Origin of the sequence: Amycolatopsis pittospori (assembly GCF_013870525.1) — a bacterium.
Taxonomy (GTDB): domain Bacteria; phylum Actinomycetota; class Actinomycetes; order Mycobacteriales; family Pseudonocardiaceae; genus Amycolatopsis; species Amycolatopsis pittospori.
The window spans coordinates 109,173-128,145 of the sequence record NZ_JACBXD010000010.1 but is presented as its reverse complement, the minus strand read 5'-3'; the positions used below and the strand labels follow the sequence as shown (position 1 = coordinate 128,145).

The 18,973-nt window shown below is 67.4% G+C and carries 19 protein-coding genes; 12 read left to right on the top strand and 7 right to left on the bottom strand.

Annotation, left to right across the window (positions count from 1 at the left end; all coding sequences use genetic code 11):
- The first annotated feature begins 73 nt into the window (after positions 1-73).
- From H5J31_RS08330 to H5J31_RS08320, 3 genes are read left to right on the top strand one after another with little or no spacing between them, the layout of a single operon-like run.
- Positions 74-1,249, top strand: a complete 1,176-nt coding sequence (locus tag H5J31_RS08330; RefSeq protein WP_328701421.1) for a hypothetical protein — start codon at positions 74-76, stop codon at positions 1,247-1,249.
- 26 nt (positions 1,250-1,275) lie between these two features.
- Positions 1,276-2,463: an AAA family ATPase gene (locus tag H5J31_RS08325; RefSeq protein WP_181771881.1), complete on the top strand. Its 1,188-nt coding sequence runs from the start codon at positions 1,276-1,278 to the stop codon at positions 2,461-2,463.
- Entirely contained in the window at positions 2,460-3,185 is a 726-nt protein-coding gene (locus H5J31_RS08320) for an HNH endonuclease (RefSeq protein ID WP_181771880.1), read from the top strand. Before H5J31_RS08325 ends, H5J31_RS08320 begins: the two co-directional genes overlap by 4 nt.
- Before the next feature lie 15 nt (positions 3,186-3,200).
- On the opposite strand, the gene H5J31_RS08315 is transcribed toward H5J31_RS08320, so the two are convergent.
- Positions 3,201-3,836 carry an SRPBCC family protein gene (locus H5J31_RS08315; RefSeq protein ID WP_181771879.1) on the bottom strand — a complete coding sequence of 212 codons (636 nt, stop codon included), beginning with the start codon at positions 3,834-3,836 and terminating at the stop codon, positions 3,201-3,203.
- A gap of 111 nt (positions 3,837-3,947) precedes the next feature.
- Positions 3,948-4,607, bottom strand: coding sequence for a hypothetical protein (locus H5J31_RS08310; RefSeq protein ID WP_181771878.1), 660 nt, complete (start codon positions 4,605-4,607; stop codon positions 3,948-3,950).
- A gap of 180 nt (positions 4,608-4,787) precedes the next feature.
- Between H5J31_RS08310 and H5J31_RS08305 the strand changes: the two genes are divergently transcribed.
- Complete coding sequence (locus H5J31_RS08305; protein WP_181771877.1) at positions 4,788-5,093, top strand: DUF6204 family protein; 306 nt, start codon at positions 4,788-4,790, stop codon at positions 5,091-5,093.
- Here H5J31_RS08305 and H5J31_RS40175 read toward each other — a convergent pair.
- Positions 5,090-5,281, bottom strand: coding sequence for a neutral zinc metallopeptidase (locus H5J31_RS40175; RefSeq protein ID WP_181771876.1), 192 nt, complete (start codon positions 5,279-5,281; stop codon positions 5,090-5,092). The genes H5J31_RS08305 and H5J31_RS40175 overlap by 4 nt on opposite strands.
- A gap of 257 nt (positions 5,282-5,538) precedes the next feature.
- Between H5J31_RS40175 and H5J31_RS08295 the strand changes: the two genes are divergently transcribed.
- Entirely contained in the window at positions 5,539-6,564 is a 1,026-nt protein-coding gene (locus tag H5J31_RS08295) for a polyprenyl synthetase family protein (protein ID WP_181771904.1), read from the top strand.
- Between the two features lie 13 nt (positions 6,565-6,577).
- Positions 6,578-7,966 carry a sunset domain-containing protein gene (locus H5J31_RS08290; protein ID WP_181771875.1) on the top strand — a complete coding sequence of 463 codons (1,389 nt, stop codon included), beginning with the start codon at positions 6,578-6,580 and terminating at the stop codon, positions 7,964-7,966.
- Positions 7,967-8,045: 79 nt separating this feature from the next.
- Here H5J31_RS08290 and H5J31_RS08285 read toward each other — a convergent pair whose 3' ends face one another.
- The 4 genes from H5J31_RS08285 to H5J31_RS08270 form a co-directional block, all read right to left on the bottom strand.
- Positions 8,046-9,116 carry a 2-oxoacid:ferredoxin oxidoreductase subunit beta gene (locus H5J31_RS08285; RefSeq protein WP_181771874.1) on the bottom strand — a complete coding sequence of 357 codons (1,071 nt, stop codon included), beginning with the start codon at positions 9,114-9,116 and terminating at the stop codon, positions 8,046-8,048.
- Positions 9,117-9,149: 33 nt separating this feature from the next.
- Positions 9,150-11,057, bottom strand: a complete 1,908-nt coding sequence (locus H5J31_RS08280) for a 2-oxoacid:acceptor oxidoreductase subunit alpha (RefSeq protein WP_181771873.1) — start codon at positions 11,055-11,057, stop codon at positions 9,150-9,152.
- 288 nt (positions 11,058-11,345) lie between these two features.
- Positions 11,346-12,098 (bottom strand): enoyl-CoA hydratase, encoded by a 753-nt coding sequence (locus H5J31_RS08275; protein ID WP_181771872.1) that lies wholly within the window; start codon positions 12,096-12,098, stop codon positions 11,346-11,348.
- Between the two features lie 57 nt (positions 12,099-12,155).
- Complete coding sequence (locus tag H5J31_RS08270) at positions 12,156-12,602, bottom strand: Lrp/AsnC family transcriptional regulator (RefSeq protein WP_037308316.1); 447 nt, start codon at positions 12,600-12,602, stop codon at positions 12,156-12,158.
- Positions 12,603-12,676: 74 nt separating this feature from the next.
- Between H5J31_RS08270 and ddaH the strand changes: the two genes are divergently transcribed.
- The 6 genes from ddaH to H5J31_RS08240 all read left to right on the top strand — a co-directional run bounded on the left by ddaH (position 12,677) and on the right by H5J31_RS08240 (position 18,888).
- A complete protein-coding gene (ddaH, locus tag H5J31_RS08265; protein WP_181771871.1) occupies positions 12,677-13,519 on the top strand; it encodes a dimethylargininase in 843 nt (280 codons plus the stop codon).
- Positions 13,520-13,610: 91 nt separating this feature from the next.
- Positions 13,611-14,267, top strand: coding sequence for a polysaccharide deacetylase family protein (locus H5J31_RS08260; protein ID WP_181771870.1), 657 nt, complete (start codon positions 13,611-13,613; stop codon positions 14,265-14,267).
- Positions 14,268-14,379: 112 nt separating this feature from the next.
- Positions 14,380-15,060 (top strand): glycoside hydrolase family 75 protein, encoded by a 681-nt coding sequence (locus tag H5J31_RS08255; RefSeq protein WP_181771869.1) that lies wholly within the window; start codon positions 14,380-14,382, stop codon positions 15,058-15,060.
- Positions 15,061-15,193: 133 nt separating this feature from the next.
- Complete coding sequence (locus H5J31_RS08250) at positions 15,194-16,198, top strand: hypothetical protein (RefSeq protein ID WP_181771868.1); 1,005 nt, start codon at positions 15,194-15,196, stop codon at positions 16,196-16,198.
- 196 nt (positions 16,199-16,394) lie between these two features.
- On the top strand, positions 16,395-17,711 hold the full coding sequence (locus tag H5J31_RS08245; RefSeq protein ID WP_181771867.1) for a nucleotide sugar dehydrogenase: 1,317 nt from the start codon (positions 16,395-16,397) through the stop codon (positions 17,709-17,711).
- Positions 17,692-18,888 (top strand): glycosyltransferase family 4 protein, encoded by a 1,197-nt coding sequence (locus tag H5J31_RS08240; protein WP_181771866.1) that lies wholly within the window; start codon positions 17,692-17,694, stop codon positions 18,886-18,888. The genes H5J31_RS08245 and H5J31_RS08240 overlap by 20 nt, the downstream gene beginning before the upstream one ends.
- Positions 18,889-18,973: the final 85 nt, after the last annotated feature.

The following is an 18,973-nucleotide window of genomic DNA, read 5'->3' as shown; positions in this document are numbered from 1 at the left end:
CAACGAACCTGGTGACTATCCGTGAAAACCGTTCAGGTGAACGTGCCTTGGGAAACAGGGTTCTGCCTGGTAGGTGACGCGCCGAATTTGCATACTCTGCGTAATGAAGTTCCGAAGAGTGATTTTCGGCGCAGTGTTCGTCAGCCTGTTGGCGGCTTGTACGGATTCCGTCGATACACCCCCGCCGCTACCGCAGTTTCCGAAATGGCAGCCGAAGCAACCGCGTCCCGCCGATCGTGACGAACAGGTCGTCGACGCGGCGCTGGTCGCACTCGATTTCTGTCAGCTGATCGACCTGGCCGTCTACGACAGAAGGAAGGGAGGCAATCCCAGGCCCGTAAAGCGCGAACCCAAGGTGAAGGACGGCAAGAAGTGGTGCACGCTTTACCGTGACGGCTACGAAGACCTGGTCTACGTTCGCGATGTGGACCCGGGGCACACGGCGTTTCGGAACGACGGAGCCGTGGTCGACCTCGGCGGGGTCAAGGGCTACCAGGTCGAAACACGCCGCGAGGGCATGATCAGTGGCTGCGCGATCACGGTTCCTCTCAGCTTCAAGCGTGCGGTCAAGTTCGAACTCGGGATGAGCCGGAGCAAGGACTGCGAACTCCTTCGCGACTTCGCCACCGCAGGTGCCGCGAAGCTTCCCCGTGACCTCGTCTACCCGCCCGACGGCCAGGACAACGAACGCGTCGGGGCCTGCGCGAACTGGATCTCCAACACCAAGGGTGAGAACTGCGATCCGGCCGTAGCCGCGCAGGTGCCGACGGGCGCCGAGCGGATCCTCGCCGCCGGCGCGGCCGATCCGAACGTCGAATGCGCGGTGTTCCGCGCCGCGGTCGAGAAGACGTTCGGGCCGGAATTCGAGCCGATCGCCACGCCTGGCTCCTGCTACTTCGTCGAGCCGCTGCATCGCCTTCAGATCGAGGCCGGGGCCACCGCGAACGGCGGCGCGCCGGGGGAGTGGCACGCGGATCCGAACGGGACCTTCAAAGACCACGAACAGACGTCGTTCAGCGGCAATCCCGGCGTCACGTTCCGCTCGAAGGATGACAGCGCCTTCCTTCTTTACGTCTCGCCGTTCGGAAATCTCGACGCGCGTGGGCATGTCCGGCTGCGGATTTCGCCCGAGCGGGAGCGGGGGATCGACGACTGGGACCGCGCGAGGGCGATCTCGGCCGTGGACGTCGCGAGGGCGCGGGCTGTGATGGAACTGGCGATGGCCACCCACTTTCGGGTGCCCAGGTGAGGTCCGCGCCGTCGTAAACTTCCTCCATGTACATCGAGCGGGTCCGCCTGGAGAACATCCGCGGCTTCAGCGGCGCCCGCACCGTCGACCTCCGGCTACCCGGCCCCGGCTGGGTGGTCCTCGCCGGGCGCAACGGCTCCGGCAAGACGTCGCTGCTGCGGGCCATCGCGGTCGCCGCGGCGCCGGACGTCGCCTGGGGACTGCTGTCGGACGCCGGGAGCTGGATCTCGACGGGGGCGACCAACGGGTCCATTCAGCTTTCGGTGATGCGGGAAGAGGGACCGGCGCCGGTCGAGGTCCGCTGGCTCGACTCGGGTCTGCTGCCAATCTCCGGTCTCCCGCCGGGCCAGCCGTTCTGCGCCGCGTACGGGCCGTTCCGGCGGCTCGCGGGCGGCAGCGGCGAGGCCGAGTCGTGGATGCGCGGCGCGGGGGCGTTGGCGCGGATGGCGAGCCTGTTCCACGAAGACGCGTCGCTCGCGGAGGGTGTCGCCTGGCTGACCAATCAGCATCTCCGTGCGCTGGAAGGAAAAGCTGGCGCCCGGGAGCTGAAGGACAAGGCACTGGAGATCCTCGGTGACGGGCTCCTGCCCGACGGTTACCGCATCCGGGACGTCGATTCCGACGGGCTCTGGGTCGAATACCGCGGCGACCGCTTCGCGCTGCGCGAGATGAGCGACGGCTACCGCACGGTGACCGCGCTCGTCGTCGACCTGCTCAAGCAGCTCGACAACGCCGGGCTCGACCACGAGAGCGCCGGCATCGTGATCATCGACGAGGTGGACGCGCATCTCCACGTGTCGTGGCAGAAACGCATGGGGCCGTGGTTCAAGGCGCATTTCCCGCGGATCCAGTTCATCGTCACCACGCACAGCCCCTACGTCTGCCAGGCCGCGGATCCCGGTGGCCTCGTCCGGCTTTCCGGCCCCGACGAGGAAGTCCCGCCACGGGTGGTTTCCGAGGAGCTGTACGAACGGGTCGTGTTCGGCACCGGGGATGACGCCGTGCTCTCCGACCTCTTCGGCTTGGACACGCCGTATTCGCCACAGGCGGTCGAACTGCGGGAACACTTGGCGGAGCTGGAATTCCAGGTGGCGTCCGGCCGCGCGGACGCGAACGGCGTCCGGGAATGGGAACGCCTGCGGGACATGCTGAGCAGCTCGCCGCCGAGCCGGGTGGACGAGGTGGCCAGGCGGTTCGAGGCCGACGATCGGTGATCGGGATCCGCCGGATCGCGCTGCCCGGCCGGGTGGTCGCCGATCTCGAAGACCTGACGGCCCGGGTTCCTCCCGGTGACAGCAGGGAAGCGCGGCGGTTGTGGCGGGTTTCCCGTGCCGTACGGCGGTCTTTGCGCCAGGGCTTGGACGTCATGGCCGCCGGCCGCGGCTACTGCATGTACTGCGGTGACGGCCTCGGGTCCACTGTGGACCATTTCGAGCCGATCGCACGGAACCCCGGGCGCGCGTTCGACTGGCTCAACCACGTACTCGCCTGCGAATACTGCAACAGCCACCACAAACGTGACCTGTTCCCGGTGGACGCCCACGGTGACGCCCTGCTGATCGACCCGACCGCCGAAGACCCGCTGGAGCATCTGTTCCTGGTGTTGTCGATCGGTACCTATCGCGCGCTGACCGAGAAGGGCGAGCAGACGATCAAGGTGTGCGGGCTGAACCGCGCGCAGCTGGCGCGGGGGCGGGAAACGGCGGTCAACCAGGTGAGCGCGCTCGTCGCCGGCTGGTGGACGGCGCGCGAGCTGGGAGACGACGTGAAGCGGCGCGCGATGATCTGGACTCTGCTCGACCAACCGCACGCCGACGTCCTCCACGCGATGCTCCGGCAGGCGGGGATGCCCGGCGCCCGCGCCGTTTTCCGGGCGGACGACGAACTCATCGACCTGCTTCGTGCTCCCGAACTCGCCAAAGATCTCGGGCTCTGACGCGAGTAGTCGCGTTCAGCTCTCCGGCGGGGCGGTGTAGGCGGCGAGGGTCGCGTCGGCACGCGTGCGCGCGGTGGCCGCGTCGGTCCCGTTGGCGACGTCGGCCTCGTACCAGGCCTCGTTGCTGAGGGTCATGAACAGGACGCCCTCTTCGCTCGTCATCCAGGCCATCGCCGCGGCCGGATCGGTGGCTTCGCCGGACTCGAGGTGCAGTGCGAGACCGTTCAGCATCATGTCCCAGCCGATGCCGACCGCGCCCGGGCCGAACTGGTTCCAGTGCTCGTTGGGGACGGCGGTGTGGTCGAGTTCGAATCGCGTGCGCCCGTCGGGTTCGGCACTCAGCCGGACCTCGATCCAGCTGACGTCACCGCCGTACTCCCAGGTCGCGGCGAAGCTCTTCGGCGGATCGCAACGCTCGACCGTCCCGCCCGCGTTGCCTTCGAGCTGGTACTTGCCGCCGGCCCGCAGTTCGCCGCTGACCGGCAGGAACCAGCGCGGGATGCGCTCGGGGTTGGTGCAGGCGTCCCAGAGATCGTCGAGGTCGGTGTCGTAGACCTGGCCGACGGTGGCCGTCAGGGCCTCACCCGCTTCGACCACCCGGTTGCCCAGCTTGCGTTGGACGGAGTTGATCTGGCTGGTCACGTCGACCATGAGGCCCTCCTCGGCTCGGATGCCGACAAGATATCAGCGTAGACTTATATAAGCCAACAGCAAGAAGGGCGTCCGGGATGAATCCCGAACGCCCTTCGAGCGTGGTGACTCTTACGGAGTGGGGGAGCAGGCGGTGCGCCCGATGACCACTTCGCCGGTGATGTTCGACGCGGGGGCGAACTTGATCCGCAGCATGGTCAGCCCGATGCTGCCGTTGCCCGGCAACGTCTGCTCGTTGAAGATCGCCTCGGCGAGCAGGGTCCCGTTGGACTTGGTGATCGGCTTGACATAGCCCACCGGCACCGGGTTCGGCAGCGTGCCGAGCCCGCTCGCCGCGCTGTAGGACCAGCTCGCGTTCGTGCTCGTCTGCGTCGCCGTGCAGGTGACCGAGTACTCCCTGATCTTGATACGCGGGCCGCTCGACGAGACCAGTGCCGACAGTTCGAAGTCCTTGCCCTTGGCCTCGGATTTCGTCGAGGTCACGTCGTTCTCGGGGTCGACGATCGTGGTGGTGCACGTCGATGTGCCGCCACCGAACGTGATCCCGGTCTTGGTGACGACCCCGGACGAGTTGGTCGTCGGTCCCTCGACCGCGCAATCGGCGAGCGACGCGATCGAGATCGGCGTCGCACTGCCCTTGGTGAAGGCGGCGGAGCCGAGCGACGCGACGCCCGCGGGGTTGGACGCGGCGGCCGGCGACACACCGGCGCCGAGACCCGCCAGCAACAGCACGCCGACCAGGCCGGCCCGACTTGCGATGGTGATGCGCATTCACTTCCTCCTCACGTGATGGAGAGCGAGCCGGAGCGGCCGTTCTTCCCTTTGTGATCACTATCTGCGTGTCGGATTCGACCGTTGCGTGCGTGACGACCGTTTCACTCGTCCGTGGATCATGGGTACCCATTGGATATTCGGCTTCGTATCCGGATACAGGTCTGTATATTCGGCGGCATGCCGACCTACCGCGTCCTCGTCAACGGCAAGTTCGACCACCCCGACGCCGGCACCCGCGCCCGGCTGCTCGCCGAACTCGACCGGCATCAGGCGATCGGGTTCACCGAGGACGGCCTCTTCACCTACAGCGCGCACCTCGGCGCATTCACCTTCCGCGTCACGCTGCAGGGCGAAGAGGAGCGCGAAGTGCTCGACGAGGCAGAGCTGAAGGTGATGGACCTGTTGGAGGCGAAGGGCTACCCGTACCGCGACCTGGTGGGGAAGGCGACCTGCATGGACGACATCAAGATCCGGCGCCGCTAGGGAACGAGCCCGCTGACGCAGTCCGCCTGCAGTTCCAGGCGACTGCCCAGTTCCTTCGCGCGGTCGCTCCCGGCGTTCACCGTGACCTGGGCGAGCCGGGGCATGATCCCCGACACCTGCTGGACGTGGTGGGCGTACTCGTGCGCGAACGGGAACAGCTGCCAGCCGAGGTCGAGCCCGTTCGCCACCAATGCGGGATTACCTGCCTGGTCACGTCGGCGAGGGATGTCCCGGGGCGGGAGGTGCCCATGCCGGTCTTTCGCCGGAATCATCCGGTGTCGTCGTGCTTTTTCCCCAGTTCGCGCGATGAGCGGCAGGATACTCGGGAGGGGTGTCATATTCGTCACCGTTTCCCCTGGACAGCACGTCAACAGGCCTGAGTGGGTAGCCACTACGCTGGAAGCAATCCCGAACCGGTGTCAAAGAGAGCGGAGCCGACGTGTCTGTGTCTTCACCTGCCCCAGGTGGTGCCATCGAGGACCTGCGCGCGTCCGTGGGGCTCCAGATCGCCGACGAGCAGCTTCTGCGCACCCTCGCGACCGGTCTCGCCGACGTCGAGACGCTGCTTCGCGACGTCGTGCGCAGTGACGTCAAGGCTGTCGAGGACGCCGCTTCGCACCTGGTCGAGGCGGGGGGCAAACGTTTCCGTCCGCTGTTCACGCTGCTTTCGTCGCAGTTCGGCCCGAAGCAGGGTGACCAGGTGGTCATCGCCGCCGCCGCGGTCGAGCTCGTGCACCTCGCGACGCTGTACCACGACGACGTGATGGACGAGGCGACGATGCGCCGCGGCGCGGAGAGCGTCAACGCGCGCTGGGACAACACCATCGCGATCCTGACCGGTGACTTCCTGTTCGCGCACGCCTCGCGGCTTGTCGCCGACCTCGGCACCGACGCCGCCCGGATCATCGCCGAGACCTTCGGCGAGCTGGTCACCGGCCAGATGCGCGAGACGGTCGGCCCGGCCGACGGCGACGACGCCGTCGAGCACTACCTGACGGTCATCGCGCAGAAGACCGGTTCGCTGATCGCCACGTCCGGCCGGTTCGGCGGGATGATGTCCGGCGCGGCCGACGAGCACATCGACGCGCTCCGCCGCTTCGGCGACATCATCGGAACGGCGTTCCAGATCTCCGACGACGTCATCGACATCGCGTCGCCCTCGGACGAGCTCGGCAAGGCCCAGGGCACGGACCTGCGTGAAGGCGTCCGCACCCTTCCGATGCTGTACGCGCTGGCCGACCCGGCCACCGACCCGCGCCTGGTCGAGCTGCTTTCGGGTCCGATCTCGGACGACGAACTCGTCGCCGAGGCCCTGGACCTGCTGCGGGCCTCCTCCGGACTCGAACGCGCACGCGAAACTCTTTCCGACTACGCTCGGCGGGCGCGTGCCGAGCTCGCTGCGCTGCCCGCGTCGCCGGCCCGGGACGCCTGCGAATCGGTCGCCGACTACCTGGTCGCGCGAACGCATTAAAGGGGCAAGATAGATGTCCATTTTCGGACAGGTTTGGCTGTGGAGCCTGCTGGCGTTCGTCGTCGGCGCGCTGCTCACCTGGCTGGTGCTGGTGCTTCCCGCGCGCAAGCGCATCCGTGAGCTGGAGAGCTCGCTGGCCACCGTGCACGCCGAGACCTCGCGGTTGCCGGCCGGGGTGTCCCTCGGCGGGGGTGCCGCGGCCGCCGCGGGCGGGACCGCGTACTTCACCAAGCCGTCACACGACGAGCTCGACGAGGAGTTCGCGGCCGCCGAAGAGCCGCAAGTGCCGCAAGCGCCGAAGCCCGCGTATCCCGAGACGCTCACCGAGCAGGAGCCCGCGCAGCACTGGACCGAACCGGTCGAGGAGCAGGCTCCGGAGCCGGCCGAGCGCACCCAGTACATCCCGGACGCCGTCGAAGAGCCGGCGCCGGAACCGGTGCACACCCCGCTTCAGACGCGGACCTTCGAGCCCGAGCCCGAGCACGCAGACGAATCCGACGAATACGAGGCGGAGTACCGCACCGCGCCCGAGGTCGAGCCGGAGCCCGATCCCGAGCCCGCCGCCGAGCGGACGCAGTACATCCCGGCCGCCCAGCTGGAGCCGGAACCCGAGCCTGAGCCGGAGCCCGCGAACCCGTACGCGGCCGCCGCGACCGAGTACCTCCAGCCCGCGTCGAAGCTGGACGTCGAGCCGGAGCCCGAGCCCGAACCGGAACCCCAGCCGCTGCTGCCGGGCGATGGCCCGTACCGGTCCCGCCTGGAGATCCAGCTGGACCCCGAAGGCGTCGAGACGCAGCCGGAGCCGGTCTCGCTGTTCAGCCCCGCTTCGCGCGTCGACACGGAGCAGCCGCCCGTCGAGACCAACTGGTTCGAGCGGGAAGAGGAGCTCCAGGACCCGCCCGCGTACGCCTTCGGATCCGACGAAGAGGCGAAGGCCGGCCTCCTCGACTCGGAGCCCGAGACGCCCGCCGAAGCCACCCAGGTGCTGCCCAAGCGCACGCCGCGGGGCACCGTGCGCGGCGGTTTCGAGCCGCCGCAGCCGATCCAGCCGTCGATGCGGGCCATCGAGCGCCGCGAGCCGGACCTCTCCGGTGGGCAGAGCGGTTCGCTGTTCGAACCCGCCGTCCAACCGGGCGACGCGATGCCCGCTCCGGAGCCTCCGCCCGCACGGCAGGCGGCCGCTCCTGTCTCGGAGTCCGTTCCTCCGGGCCCGTTCGGTCCCGGTTCCGCGATGCCGCGGCCGGGCGGTGGTCGTCCGGCCGACGACTTCTCGGTCAAGGCCAGCGTGACGGCTCTGCGGTACTGCACCGAGGACTCGGTCCAGTTCCCGAAGATGGTCGCCGAGGTCTGGTTCCGTTCGGCCGCCGACGCCGAGCGTGTGGGCTTCCGTCCCCTCGGCTGAGAGATGCAATGAACGGCCCGTTACTGGCAAAATTTGCCAGTAACGGGCCGTTCATTGCATCTCGGAGCCGAAGCGGGAGCTAGCTGACGACGGTCCAGGTGTCCTTACCGCGCAGCAGCCCCTGCAGGTCGGGCTTGCGCGTCGCGCGGGCCTCCTCCACCTGGGCACGTGCCTGGTCGTCGTAGGTGGGCCGCTCGACCTGCCGCAGGATGCCGGTCGGCACGTGGTTCAGGTTCTGGTCTCCGATCCGCGACAGCGCGAAGGAGTACGCGGTGTCCTCGATCGTCGGGTCGTGCACGACGAGGTTCTCTTCGCCGATGTTCGCGACCTTGCCGACCTCGAGCCCGCCCCAGCCACCGCGGGCGACGCCGAATTCGCTCTGCGGCCCGAACCTGATCGGCTCACCCGCCCGCAGCGGGATGAGCCTGCTGGCGGCCTCGTCCTTGTCCTTGAGGACGTCGAACGCGCCATCGTTGAAGATCGGGCAGTTCTGGTAGATCTCCACCAGCGCCGAGCCGCGGTGCTTCGCGGCGGCCTCCAGTACCTCGGTCAGGCCCTTGCGGTCCGAGTCGAGCGCGCGGCCCACGAACGACGCCTCGGCGCCGATCGCCAGCGACAGCGGGTTGAACGGGGTGTCGACCGAGCCCATCGGGGTGGACTTGGTGACCATGCCCTGCCCGGACGTCGGTGAGTACTGGCCCTTGGTGAGACCGTAGACCCGGTTGTTGAACAGCAGGATCTTGATGTTCACGTTGCGCCGCAACGCGTGGATCAGGTGGTTGCCGCCGATGGACAGCGCGTCGCCGTCACCGGTGACGACCCATACCGAAAGGTCCGGTCGCGCGGTCGCGAGCCCGGTGGCGATCGACGGCGCGCGGCCGTGGATCGAGTGCATGCCATAGGTGTTCAGGTAGTACGGGAACCGCGACGAGCAGCCGATCCCCGAGATGAACACGATGTTCTCGCGTTTGAGGCCGAGTGTCGGCAGGAACGACTGGACGGCGTTGAGCACGACGTAGTCGCCGCAGCCGGGGCACCAGCGGACCTCCTGGTCCGACTTGTAGTCCTTGGCCTTCTGCGGCTCGGCTTCGGTGGGCACGAGGTCCAAGCCGCCGAGAAGACTAGGAATCCCCAGGTCAACAGTAGTCATGCCGCCTCCGCGGGAAAGAGAACGTCGGCGGAGTCACTTCGCCGCCTCCGTACTGGTGATGATCTCCGTGAACACGCCTTGCAGCTCCTCGGCCTTGAAGGGCAGCCCCGCGACCTTCGTGTACGACTTCACGTCCACGAGGTACTTGGCCCTCAAGAGCATCGAAAGCTGGCCGAGGTTCATTTCAGGGACGACCACGGTGTCGTACGAACGGAGTACGTCAGCGAGGTTGCCCGGGAACGGGTTGAGGTGCCGTAGATGCGCCTGCGCGATCGGCATGCCTTCCTTGCGGACCCGGCGGCACGCGGCGCCGATCGGCCCGTAGGAAGAACCCCAGCCCAGCGCCAGGACCCGTGCCTTGCCGCCGCTCGGGTCGTCGACGACGAGGTCGGGGACGTCGATGCCGTCGATCTTGGCCTGCCGCAGGCGGACCATCTTCTCGTGGTTGTCCGGGTCGTAGGAGATGTGGCCGGTCTTGTCGGCCTTCTCCAGCCCGCCGATGCGGTGCTGCAGACCGGCGGAGCCCGGGATCGCCCACGCGCGGGCGAGGGTCTCGGGGTCGCGTACATATGGCCAGAATTCCCCGGAATCGTCCTCGGCATTCGGCTCGGTGGCGAATTCCACCCGCAGATCCGGCAGCGTCTCGACGTCCGGGATCAGCCACGGCTCGGAGCCGTTCGCGATCGCGCCGTCCGAGAGCAGGAAGACCGGGGTGCGGTACTTCAGCGCGATCCGGGTGGCCTCCAGCGCCGCGTCGAAGCAGTCCGCGGGGGACAGCGGCGCGATGATCGGCACCGGGGATTCGCCGTTGCGACCGAACATCGCCTGCAGCAGGTCGGCCTGCTCGGTCTTGGTCGGCAGGCCGGTGGACGGACCGCCGCGCTGGACGTCGATCACGACCAGCGGCAGTTCGGTCATCACCGCGAGGCCGATGGCTTCGGATTTCAGCGCGACACCGGGACCGGAGGTCGAGGTGACCCCCAGTGCACCGCCGTAGGAGGCGCCGAGCGCCGCGCCGATGCCGGCGATCTCGTCCTCCGCCTGGAAGGTGAGGATGCCGTAGTTCTTGTGCTTGGACAGCTCGTGGAGCACGTCCGACGCCGGGGTGATCGGGTACGTGCCGAGCAGGATCTGCAGGCCGGACTGCTGCCCGGCGGCGACCAGTCCGTACGCCAGCGCGGTGTTCCCGGTGATCTGGCGGTACGTGCCCTGGTTCAGCTTCGCGGGCGCGACCTCGTACGTCGTCGCGAACGACTCCGTCGTCTCGCCGTAGTTCCAGCCGGCGCGGAAGGCCAGGATGTTGGCCTCGGCGATGTCGGACTTCTTCGCGAACTTCTCGCGCAGGAACCGTTCGGTGCCTTCGGTCGGCCGGTGGTACATCCAGGAGAGGAGCCCGAGCGCGAACATGTTCTTCGCGCGTTCGGCGTCCTTTTTGGACAGTCCGGTCGCTTCGAGCGCGCCTCTGGTCAACGTCGACATGGCCACCCGGTGGACTTGATAGGCCGAAAGGGTGTCGTCGTCGAGCGGGTCGTTCTCGAAGCCGACCTTGACCAGGTTCCGCTTCGTGAACTCGTCGGTGTTGAGGATGATCGTCCCACCTGTCGGGACGTCGGCGAGGTTCGCCTTCAACGCGGCGGGGTTCATCGCGACCAGCACGTCCGGCCGGTCTCCCGGCGTCAGGATGTCGTAGTCGGCGAAGTGCACCTGGAAGCTCGAGACGCCGGGGATGGTGCCCTGTGGCGCGCGGATTTCCGCCGGGAAGTTCGGCATGGTCGACAGGTCGTTGCCGAAGGCCGCGGCCTCCGAGGTGAACCTGTCCCCCGTCAGCTGCATGCCGTCACCGGAGTCACCGGCGAACCGGATGACCACCCGGTCCAGCTTGGCGACCTCGGTGGGCCGGACGGCCGACAAGGAGCCGTTGCCGTTCGCACTCGTGCTCATAGGTCAGGGAATCCCTCTCTCCCGACGTGCGCGGTCCCGGCAATGCCGGGTGTCCGACGCCTCGCCCGGCGATGTCGGCCAGGTCACAGGTGTCCTGTCCCGAGGTTAGTCCTCGTGACACTTCCCAGGTTGCCGCAAGTACGGCCTTGACCTACTTCTCGAGTGTCCTGAGCTCGTCGCTGAGCGGGGGTTTTGCGGTTTATGTGTTACCGATGGTAACGGTTAACGATGCCGCTCGATTGTGAGCCGTATCTCCTTATAGCGTAGTGAAGTCTGCTCGAGAGTCGGTCACTGGCCGCTGATTCTGGCTTTAAGCCAGCCCAGCCGTTCGGCGAAGGCGGGCGCCGTGAGCGACGTCAGCTGCGGCTCGATCTCGGCGTCGACGGCGGCCGAATGGTCGGTCAGTGTCGCGGTGTGCCGGAGGGTGCGCTTCGTCGCGAGGAGGACGTCGCGAGGAGCTTCGACGGCGGGTTGTGCCAGCTCACGGGCCGCTTCGAGGAGATCGCCCTCGGCGAGCCGGAGCGCGAGTCCGGCTTCTACAGCGGCTTCGGCGCCGACGACTTCGCCGAAGAGTGTCATCGCCGCGGCCTTCTGCGGACCGACTAGCCGCTGGATCATCCACGTCATCCCGCCGCCGGGATGAACACCCAATTCGAGAAATCTGGCCACGAACTTCGCCCTTTTTCCCACGATGCGGACGTCGGCGGCGAGCGCGAGGTTGAGTCCGGCGCCCACCGCGGCCCCGCCCACCGCCGCGATCGTCGGCAGGGAACACCGCGCAACCGAGAGGAAGCCGTCGTAGATCGCGCGGAGCCCGTCCTCCTTCGCGGCAGCGAGGGTGTCGAGGTCCGCGCCCGCGCAGAAGGCGGGCGGCGCCCCGGTGATGATCACCGCGTGGACGCTCTCGTCGGCCTCGGCGCGCGCGACGGCGTCGGCCAGCTGGGCGGACAGGTCGAGGGTCAGGGCGTTGCGGGTCGCGGGCGCGTCGATGGTGAGCACGGCGACGCCGCCGTCATGGCTGGAGCGGATCTGATCGGTCACGGCCTCGAGGGTGTCATGCTTCGGGGGTTGGCGGACGTTGTAACGGCTGGGAAAGGTTCACGCCTCGGGGGTTGGCGGACGTTCTAGCAGCCGGGAGAGAACGACGGTGGACACCGTGCGGTCGACGATCTCCAGTCCACGCAGCCGCTCCAGCGCGGTCTCCAGGTGGTGGATGTCGGACGCGCGCAGATGGACGATCGCGTCGGCGGCGCCGGAGACGGTGTAGGCCGCGACGACCTCCGGCAGCGGCTCCAGCCGGGCGCGGATGCGGGCCGGGGTGATGTTGCCGTTGCAGGTGACCTCGACGAACGCCTCCGTTCCCCAGCCCAGTGCCTCGGGGTCGACGACCGCGGTGAAGCCGCGCAGGACCCCGGTTTCGAGCAGTCTGTCGACCCGCCGCTTCACTGCCGGCGCGGACAAGCCGACGACTTTCCCGATGTCGGCGTAGCTGGACCTCGCGTTGGCCATCAGACATGAAACGATTCGCTGGTCGATGGTGTTCACACGCAATGTTTAGCAGGTATATGCGCAGCGAACAGCGATTGATTGCGGAATTAGGTGAGCCTTACCCTTCGTGTATGCCGGTACTAGAGCAGCCCCGTGTGCCCACGACGCGCCGCTACCTCATGTGCCCGCCGCGATTCTTCGCGGTGGATTACGTCATCAACCCGTGGATGGACCCTTCCGTCCCGGTCAGCGTCGACACCGCGATGGCGCAATGGACCGAACTCCGTGACACCTACCGACGCCTCGGCCACACCGTCGAGGAGATCGACGCGCAGCCCGGCCTGCCCGACATGGTCTTCGCCGCCAACTCCGGCACCGTCGTCGACGGCCGCGTCCTCGGCTCCCGGTTCCGCGCCCCGCAGCGCACCGCCGAAGCGGAGCACTTCCGCCGCTGGTTCGTCGAGCACGGCTACCGCGACATCACCATGCCCGAGAAGATCAACGAGGCCGAAGGCGACTTCGCCTGGACCGGCAAGGTCCTGCTCGCCGGCACCGGCTTCCGGACCGACCCGGCCGCGCACGCCGAGGCGCAGGAGGTCCTCGGCGTCCCGGTCGTCTCGCTCCGGCTGATCGACCCGAGCTACTACCACCTCGACACGGCGCTGTTCGTGCTCGCCGAAGCCACCGACGCCACGCCCGCGCAGATCGCCTACTACCCGGAGGCGTTCTCGGCCGGGTCGCGGAAGGTGCTGGAGCGGATGTTCCCGGACGCGGTAATCGCGAACCGGGCCGACGCGGAGTGCTTCGGGCTGAACGGGGTTTCCGACGGCCGCAACGTCGTCCTGCCGGTCGAGGCGACCGGTCTGGCCGCTCGGCTGACCGAACGCGGCTACGAGGTCGTCTTCGTCGACATCTCCGAGCTCAGGAAGGCCGGCGGCGGCCCGAAGTGCTGCACCCTGGAGATTCGCAAGTAATCCGTTCGTGGACACCTTGCAGGATCGTGTAACTACTCCATTCGCCAACGCGATTAATCGGGAAACACACTCGGTCCCGAATGAGGCGCGGATGGTGATCCTGGCGATAGGCGGCGTGGGCAGGCCCGTGCGCGCGCTGGACCCGGGCGAGAACGAGAGCTGGGTGACCGTCGAGCAGTTCGAACGGGTGCTGGACTCGGTGACCGGACGTGAAGACGTCCGGCTCACCTTCGACGACGGCAACTCGTCCGACGTCGACATCGCGCTGCCGCGGCTGGTCGAGCGCGATCTCACGGCGGAGTTCTTCCCGCTGGCCGGACGCATCGGCCAGCGGGGCTTCCTCGACGCCGCCGGACTCCGCCGTCTCGTCGAGGCCGGTATGTCGATCGGCTCGCACGGCTGGGAGCACCGCGACTGGCGGCGGCTCGACGGCAGGCACGCGCGGCGCGAGCTCGAAGTTGCGCCCAAGCTGCTCGCGGAGTTGAGCGGGGAACCGGTCCGGTCGTACGCGCCGCCGTTCGGCGCCTACGACCGGCGGGTGCTCAGCCGGCTCCGGCGTTCCGGCGCGATGCGGGTCTACACGAACGAAGGCGGCGCCGCGTCGAGCGACGGCTGGCTGCAGCCGCGGACCGAAGTCCGGCACGACGTCGATCAAGCGTGGCTCGACGGTGTCCTCGGTGAACGGGACGGCCTGTACCGCCGAGCGGGACGGTTCATGGCGCGGGTCGCCAGGCTTGCCCAGTTTTGACCGATTTTCTTTGCGTGGTGGGAAAACAACACCCCGTCAGCCCTTGAGTCCGATCGTTGACGGCAGCATCCTCCCTTGAGGTAAGGAAGTCTTACTGACCAAGGGGTGCGGTATGCGGAAATTGCTCCTGTTCCCGGTGATGGTGGTGGCCGCAGGACTGGCCCCCGCGGCGACGGCGGCGGCTTCACCGGCTCCGGCTTCTGTCGAGGCGGGTCCGACAGCGCAGCAGTTGCTCGCGAAGACCAACGGCTGCAAACAGATCTCGAACGGCAAATACAAGACCGACAGCGAAACCGGCCGCACCATCTCGGTCTGCGACGCGAACGGCGCCGTGTTCTGGAAGGCCGACATGGACATCGACTGCGATGGCCAGCCGACCGCGCGATGCAACGAGAACACCGACCCGTGGTTCTACCCCGACACCGCGTTCCCGCGCTCCGACGGCAAGGCGCTCATCGCCGACCAGACGCCGTACATCGTCGTGCCGAGCGTCAGCAGCACGTGGAACTTCGGGAACTCCGGCCTCAAGGGCGCCGGCTCGTGCGCGGTGATCTACAACAACAAGGTGCTCTACACCGTCATCGGCGACACCGGCCCGAACGACATCATCGGCGAAGCGTCCTACGCGACCGCGAAGTCGCTGGGCATCAACCCGGACCCGGCGAACGGCGGCGTCGACTCGGGCGTCACCTACATCTGCTTCAAGAACTCGAAGGTGTCGCCGATCGAAGACCACGGAAAGGCGACCTCCGTGGGGGAGGGTCTGGCGGCGAAGTTCGTGCAGAGCAACTGAAGGACTCGTGAGTGATTTGGGTCGTTCTAACGACCCAAATCACTCACGACCCCAGTTATCCACAACCGTCCCCTTTATCCACAGATTCTCTCCATGTTCCCCACGGCACTCCTTCGGCGGCGATCGTCGAAGGGTGCCTATTCACACCCGATGGTCTGAAGAGTCGATCCCGGCCGAACTTCGCCCCAGCTGGCCGGTCCTGCTGCAAGAGCAACACGGAATCGTCAGCAGGGCCCAACTTCGCGCCTACCGGCACACTCCGTCCGACGTGCGGGCCAATATCGACGCCGGCCGATGGCGGATCGTGCTTCCCGGTGTCATCGCCACGTTCACCGGCGAGTTGTCCCGGACCGCGAAACTCCACGCGGCGGTTCTCTACGGAGGTGGCCGCGCGATCCTGAGTCATCGCACCGCGGCGGAAGAATGGAATCTCGTCCCGGTTATCGAGGGGCCGATCGAAATCACGGTCCCCTACACCGGTTCGGCGGTCTCGCAACCACCGATGGTCCTCGTGCATCGCTCGCGCGCCCTGGACTACACGGCTGTCGAAACGCGGCCACCTCGGACGCGGACCACCGACACGATCGTCGACCTGGCCGTCTCCCAGCGGACCCCGAGGGAGGCCACGAACACGATCGTCGACCTGGTCAGCCGGAGCCGGGTGGAGGTTTCCGCGATGGACACCTGCGTCGCACTCCAGCCACCTTTTCGTTACCGGGCAGCCATTCTGCGGGGGCTGTACCTGGTGCGGAACGGGCTGATGTCGGCACTCGAGGTCGAATATCAGGAAGAGGTCGAGAAGGAGCACGGCTTGCCGGCCGGGGACAACCAGACACCGTTCGAAGTCGATGGCAAGACGCTTTGGGAAGACGTGACCTACGACTCTCAAGGAGCTCGGCTGACCGTTCGTCTCGACGGCCGCGCGACCCATGCGATGGCGAGTATCGCGTTCCGTGATCGCCGTCGGGACAACGCCGCCGAGCTGGCAGGCCGTGCCCGGCTCGTCTACGGCTGGCACGACGTCCGGACCTCACCGTGCGCTGTCGCCGCCGAGGTCAGGGAGGTCCTGGTACGCGAGGGCTGGGACCCGGCCGGAGGGCGGGAATCGACGTGTCCTCGGTGCAGACCTCGTGAGTGATTTGGGTCGTTCTAACGACCCAAATCACTCACGAGATTGTTACGCCTCGCGTGTAGCGTTTCGGGGCCTTCGAGCGATGCGTAATTCCCTTGCCGCACAGGCATTCCGCCAAAAGATGGCGAACGGTGGACGCCGGTAACGAACGGCGGGCTTCGGCCGACCAACGGGCAGCGGAAAGCGGCTGGAGGAAATCGTCATGAAGATCAGTGTCTTCGGGCTCGGTTACGTCGGTTGTGTGTCGGCGGCGTGCCTGGCGGGGCGTGGGCACGAGGTCGTCGGGGTGGACGTGAACCCGGTGAAGATCGACCTCATCTCCAGCGGCAAGGCGCCGGTGGTCGAGGAACGTATCGGTGAGCTCACCGCCGAGGTGGTCGCCGCGGGCAGGCTGAGAGCCACCACCGACGTGAGACAGGCGATCGCGGACAGCGATGTCTCCCTGATCTGCGTCGGTACCCCGTCGGCGCCGAACGGCAGCCTGTCGACGGCGTTCCTGGAGCGCGTGGCCGAGCAGATCGGCGAGGCGCTCAAGGACAAGACGAGCAGGCACACCGTCGTCTTCCGCAGCACGATGCTGCCGGGTACCTGTCTGGACCTGCTCGTCCCCATCCTCGAGAAGTCGTCCGGCCTCACCGCCGGTGTCGACTTCGGCGTCGCGGTGAACCCCGAGTTCCTGCGCGAGGGAAGCAGCGTCAAGGACTTCTTCGACCCGCCCAAGACCGTCATCGGCGAGCTCGACCCGGCCAGTGGTGACGTCGTCGCGGCGCTTTACGAGGGGCTTCCCGGCGAGGTCTTCCGGGTCGCGATCCCGGTGGCCGAGATGACGAAGTACGCCGACAACTCCTTCCACGGGCTCAAGATCGGCTTCGCGAACGAGCTGGGCGCGATCTGCCGTGCGCTGGGGCTCGACTCGCACCAGGTGATCGACGTCTTCCTCGCCGATCGCAAGCTCAACATCAGCCCCGCCTACCTCCGCCCCGGGTTCGCCTTCGGCGGCTCGTGCCTCCCCAAGGATCTGCGCGGCCTGGTCTACGCCGCGCATCGCGCGGACGTCGCCGTCCCGATCCTTTCGCATGTGCTGCCCTCCAACGAAGAGCACCTCCAGCGCGCGTTCGACCTCGTCGTGCGCACCGGTAAGCGCAAGGTCGGGCTGTTCGGCCTCTCCTTCAAACCCGGCACCGACGACCTCCGCGAGAGCCCGCTCGTCGAGCTGGCGGAGCGTCTCCTCGGCAAGGGTTACGACCTCCGCATCTACGACGCCAACGTCAGCCTTTCGCGGCTGATGGGCGCGAACCGCGAGTACATCGAGGGCAGGTTGCCGCATCTCGGGCAGCTGCTGGCCGGCTCCATCGGCGAGGTCCTGGACCACGCCGAGGTCTCCCTCATCGGCTGCAACGACCCGGACGTCCTCGCGGCGCTCCCGGCGGGCGGCGGCCACACCATCATCGATCTCGTCCGCGTACCCGATGCCGAAAAGCGCCGGGCTGAAGAGGGATATGTCGGTCTTGCCTGGTAAAGCTCTCATCCTCGTCGAGAACCTTTCCGTCCCCTTCGATCGCCGCGTCTGGCAGGAATGCCAGACGCTTCGCGACGCCGGCTGGGAAGTCCACGTCATCTGTCCACAAGGGACGAAACGGGACACCGAGGCCGAAGTCACCATCGACGGCGTCCACATCCTGCGATACCCGCTGAAGGCCGCCACCGGCGGTCCGGCCGGCTACGTCCAGGAGTACGGATCCGCGCTGTGGCACACGCTCCGGCTGGCCCGCAAGGTCGGCCAGAGCGGAAAGATCGACGTCGTGCACGCCTGCAACCCGCCGGACATGCTGTTCCTGGTCGCGTTGTACCTCAAGCGTCAGGGCGCGAAGTTCATCTTCGACCAGCACGACCTCTGCCCCGAGTTGTACCTCTCTCGCTTCAACCGCGGCGAGGACTTCCTGTACCGCGCGGTCTGCGCGCTGGAGCGCCGCACTTACAAGACCGCGGACGTCGTCATCGCCACCAACGAGAGTTACAAGGAAGTCGCGGTGAAGCGCGGCGGCAAGTCGCCGGACGACGTCTTCGTCGTGCGCAGCGCGCCGGTGGTCGAGCGGTTCCACCAGGTCCCGGCCGAGCCCGGGTTGAAGAAGGGCAAACCGCATCTGCTGGCGTATCTCGGCGTGATGGGTCCGCAGGACGGCGTCGATTACGCCCTGCGCGCGCTCGCGTCGCTGCGTGACGAGGTCGGCCGCACCGACTGGCATGCCGTGTTCATCGGTTCCGGTGATGCTTTCGACGCCATGGTCGCCTTGTCCAAGGAACTCGAGCTGGACGATCAGGTCGAGTTCACCGGCCGGATCTCCGACGAGGATCTCGTGCGGTACCTGTCCGCGGCCGACGTCTGCCTGTCGCCGGACCCGCTGAATCCGCTCAACGACGTGTCGACCATGAACAAGATCATGGAGTACATGGCGATGAGCCGTCCGATCGTCTCCTTCGAGCTGAGGGAGGCACGTGTTTCGGCCGGGGAGGCCGCGCTGTACGCCCCGGCGAACGACGAACCGGAGTTCGCGAAGCTGATCGCGCATCTGCTCGACTCGCCGGAACAGCGGGCCGAGATGGGCGAGCTGGGGCAGGCGCGCGTCGCCGGTCCGCTCTCTTGGGAGAACTCCCAGAAAGCCCTGCTCGCGGCCTATGCGGCCGCGTCCCGTTGATCGACTTCCCGGTCGCGTTTTGAACAAGACTCGGGCAATCCTGTAACCAACACCGCGATCAGTCCGACGGGGTTGGTGTTACGCC

What these genes read in the sequence shown, in the direction of transcription:
- H5J31_RS08285 (WP_181771874.1), bottom strand. Translation starts at nt 9,116, where the DNA reads ATGACTACTGTTGACCTGGGGATTCCTAGTCTTCTCGGCGGCTTGGAC.
- H5J31_RS08315 (WP_181771879.1), bottom strand. Translation starts at nt 3,836, where the DNA reads ATGGTCGACGTGACCAGCCAGATCAACTCCGTCCAACGCAAGCTGGGC.
- H5J31_RS08245 (WP_181771867.1), top strand. Translation starts at nt 16,395, where the DNA reads ATGAAGATCAGTGTCTTCGGGCTCGGTTACGTCGGTTGTGTGTCGGCG.
- H5J31_RS08305 (WP_181771877.1), top strand. Translation starts at nt 4,788, where the DNA reads ATGCCGACCTACCGCGTCCTCGTCAACGGCAAGTTCGACCACCCCGAC.
- H5J31_RS08310 (WP_181771878.1), bottom strand. Translation starts at nt 4,607, where the DNA reads ATGCGCATCACCATCGCAAGTCGGGCCGGCCTGGTCGGCGTGCTGTTG.
- H5J31_RS08260 (WP_181771870.1), top strand. Translation starts at nt 13,611, where the DNA reads ATGGTGATCCTGGCGATAGGCGGCGTGGGCAGGCCCGTGCGCGCGCTG.
- H5J31_RS08290 (WP_181771875.1), top strand. Translation starts at nt 6,578, where the DNA reads ATGTCCATTTTCGGACAGGTTTGGCTGTGGAGCCTGCTGGCGTTCGTC.
- H5J31_RS08280 (WP_181771873.1), bottom strand. Translation starts at nt 11,057, where the DNA reads ATGAGCACGAGTGCGAACGGCAACGGCTCCTTGTCGGCCGTCCGGCCC.
- H5J31_RS08255 (WP_181771869.1), top strand. Translation starts at nt 14,380, where the DNA reads ATGCGGAAATTGCTCCTGTTCCCGGTGATGGTGGTGGCCGCAGGACTG.
- ddaH (WP_181771871.1), top strand. Translation starts at nt 12,677, where the DNA reads ATGCCGGTACTAGAGCAGCCCCGTGTGCCCACGACGCGCCGCTACCTC.
- H5J31_RS08325 (WP_181771881.1), top strand. Translation starts at nt 1,276, where the DNA reads ATGTACATCGAGCGGGTCCGCCTGGAGAACATCCGCGGCTTCAGCGGC.
- H5J31_RS08240 (WP_181771866.1), top strand. Translation starts at nt 17,692, where the DNA reads ATGTCGGTCTTGCCTGGTAAAGCTCTCATCCTCGTCGAGAACCTTTCC.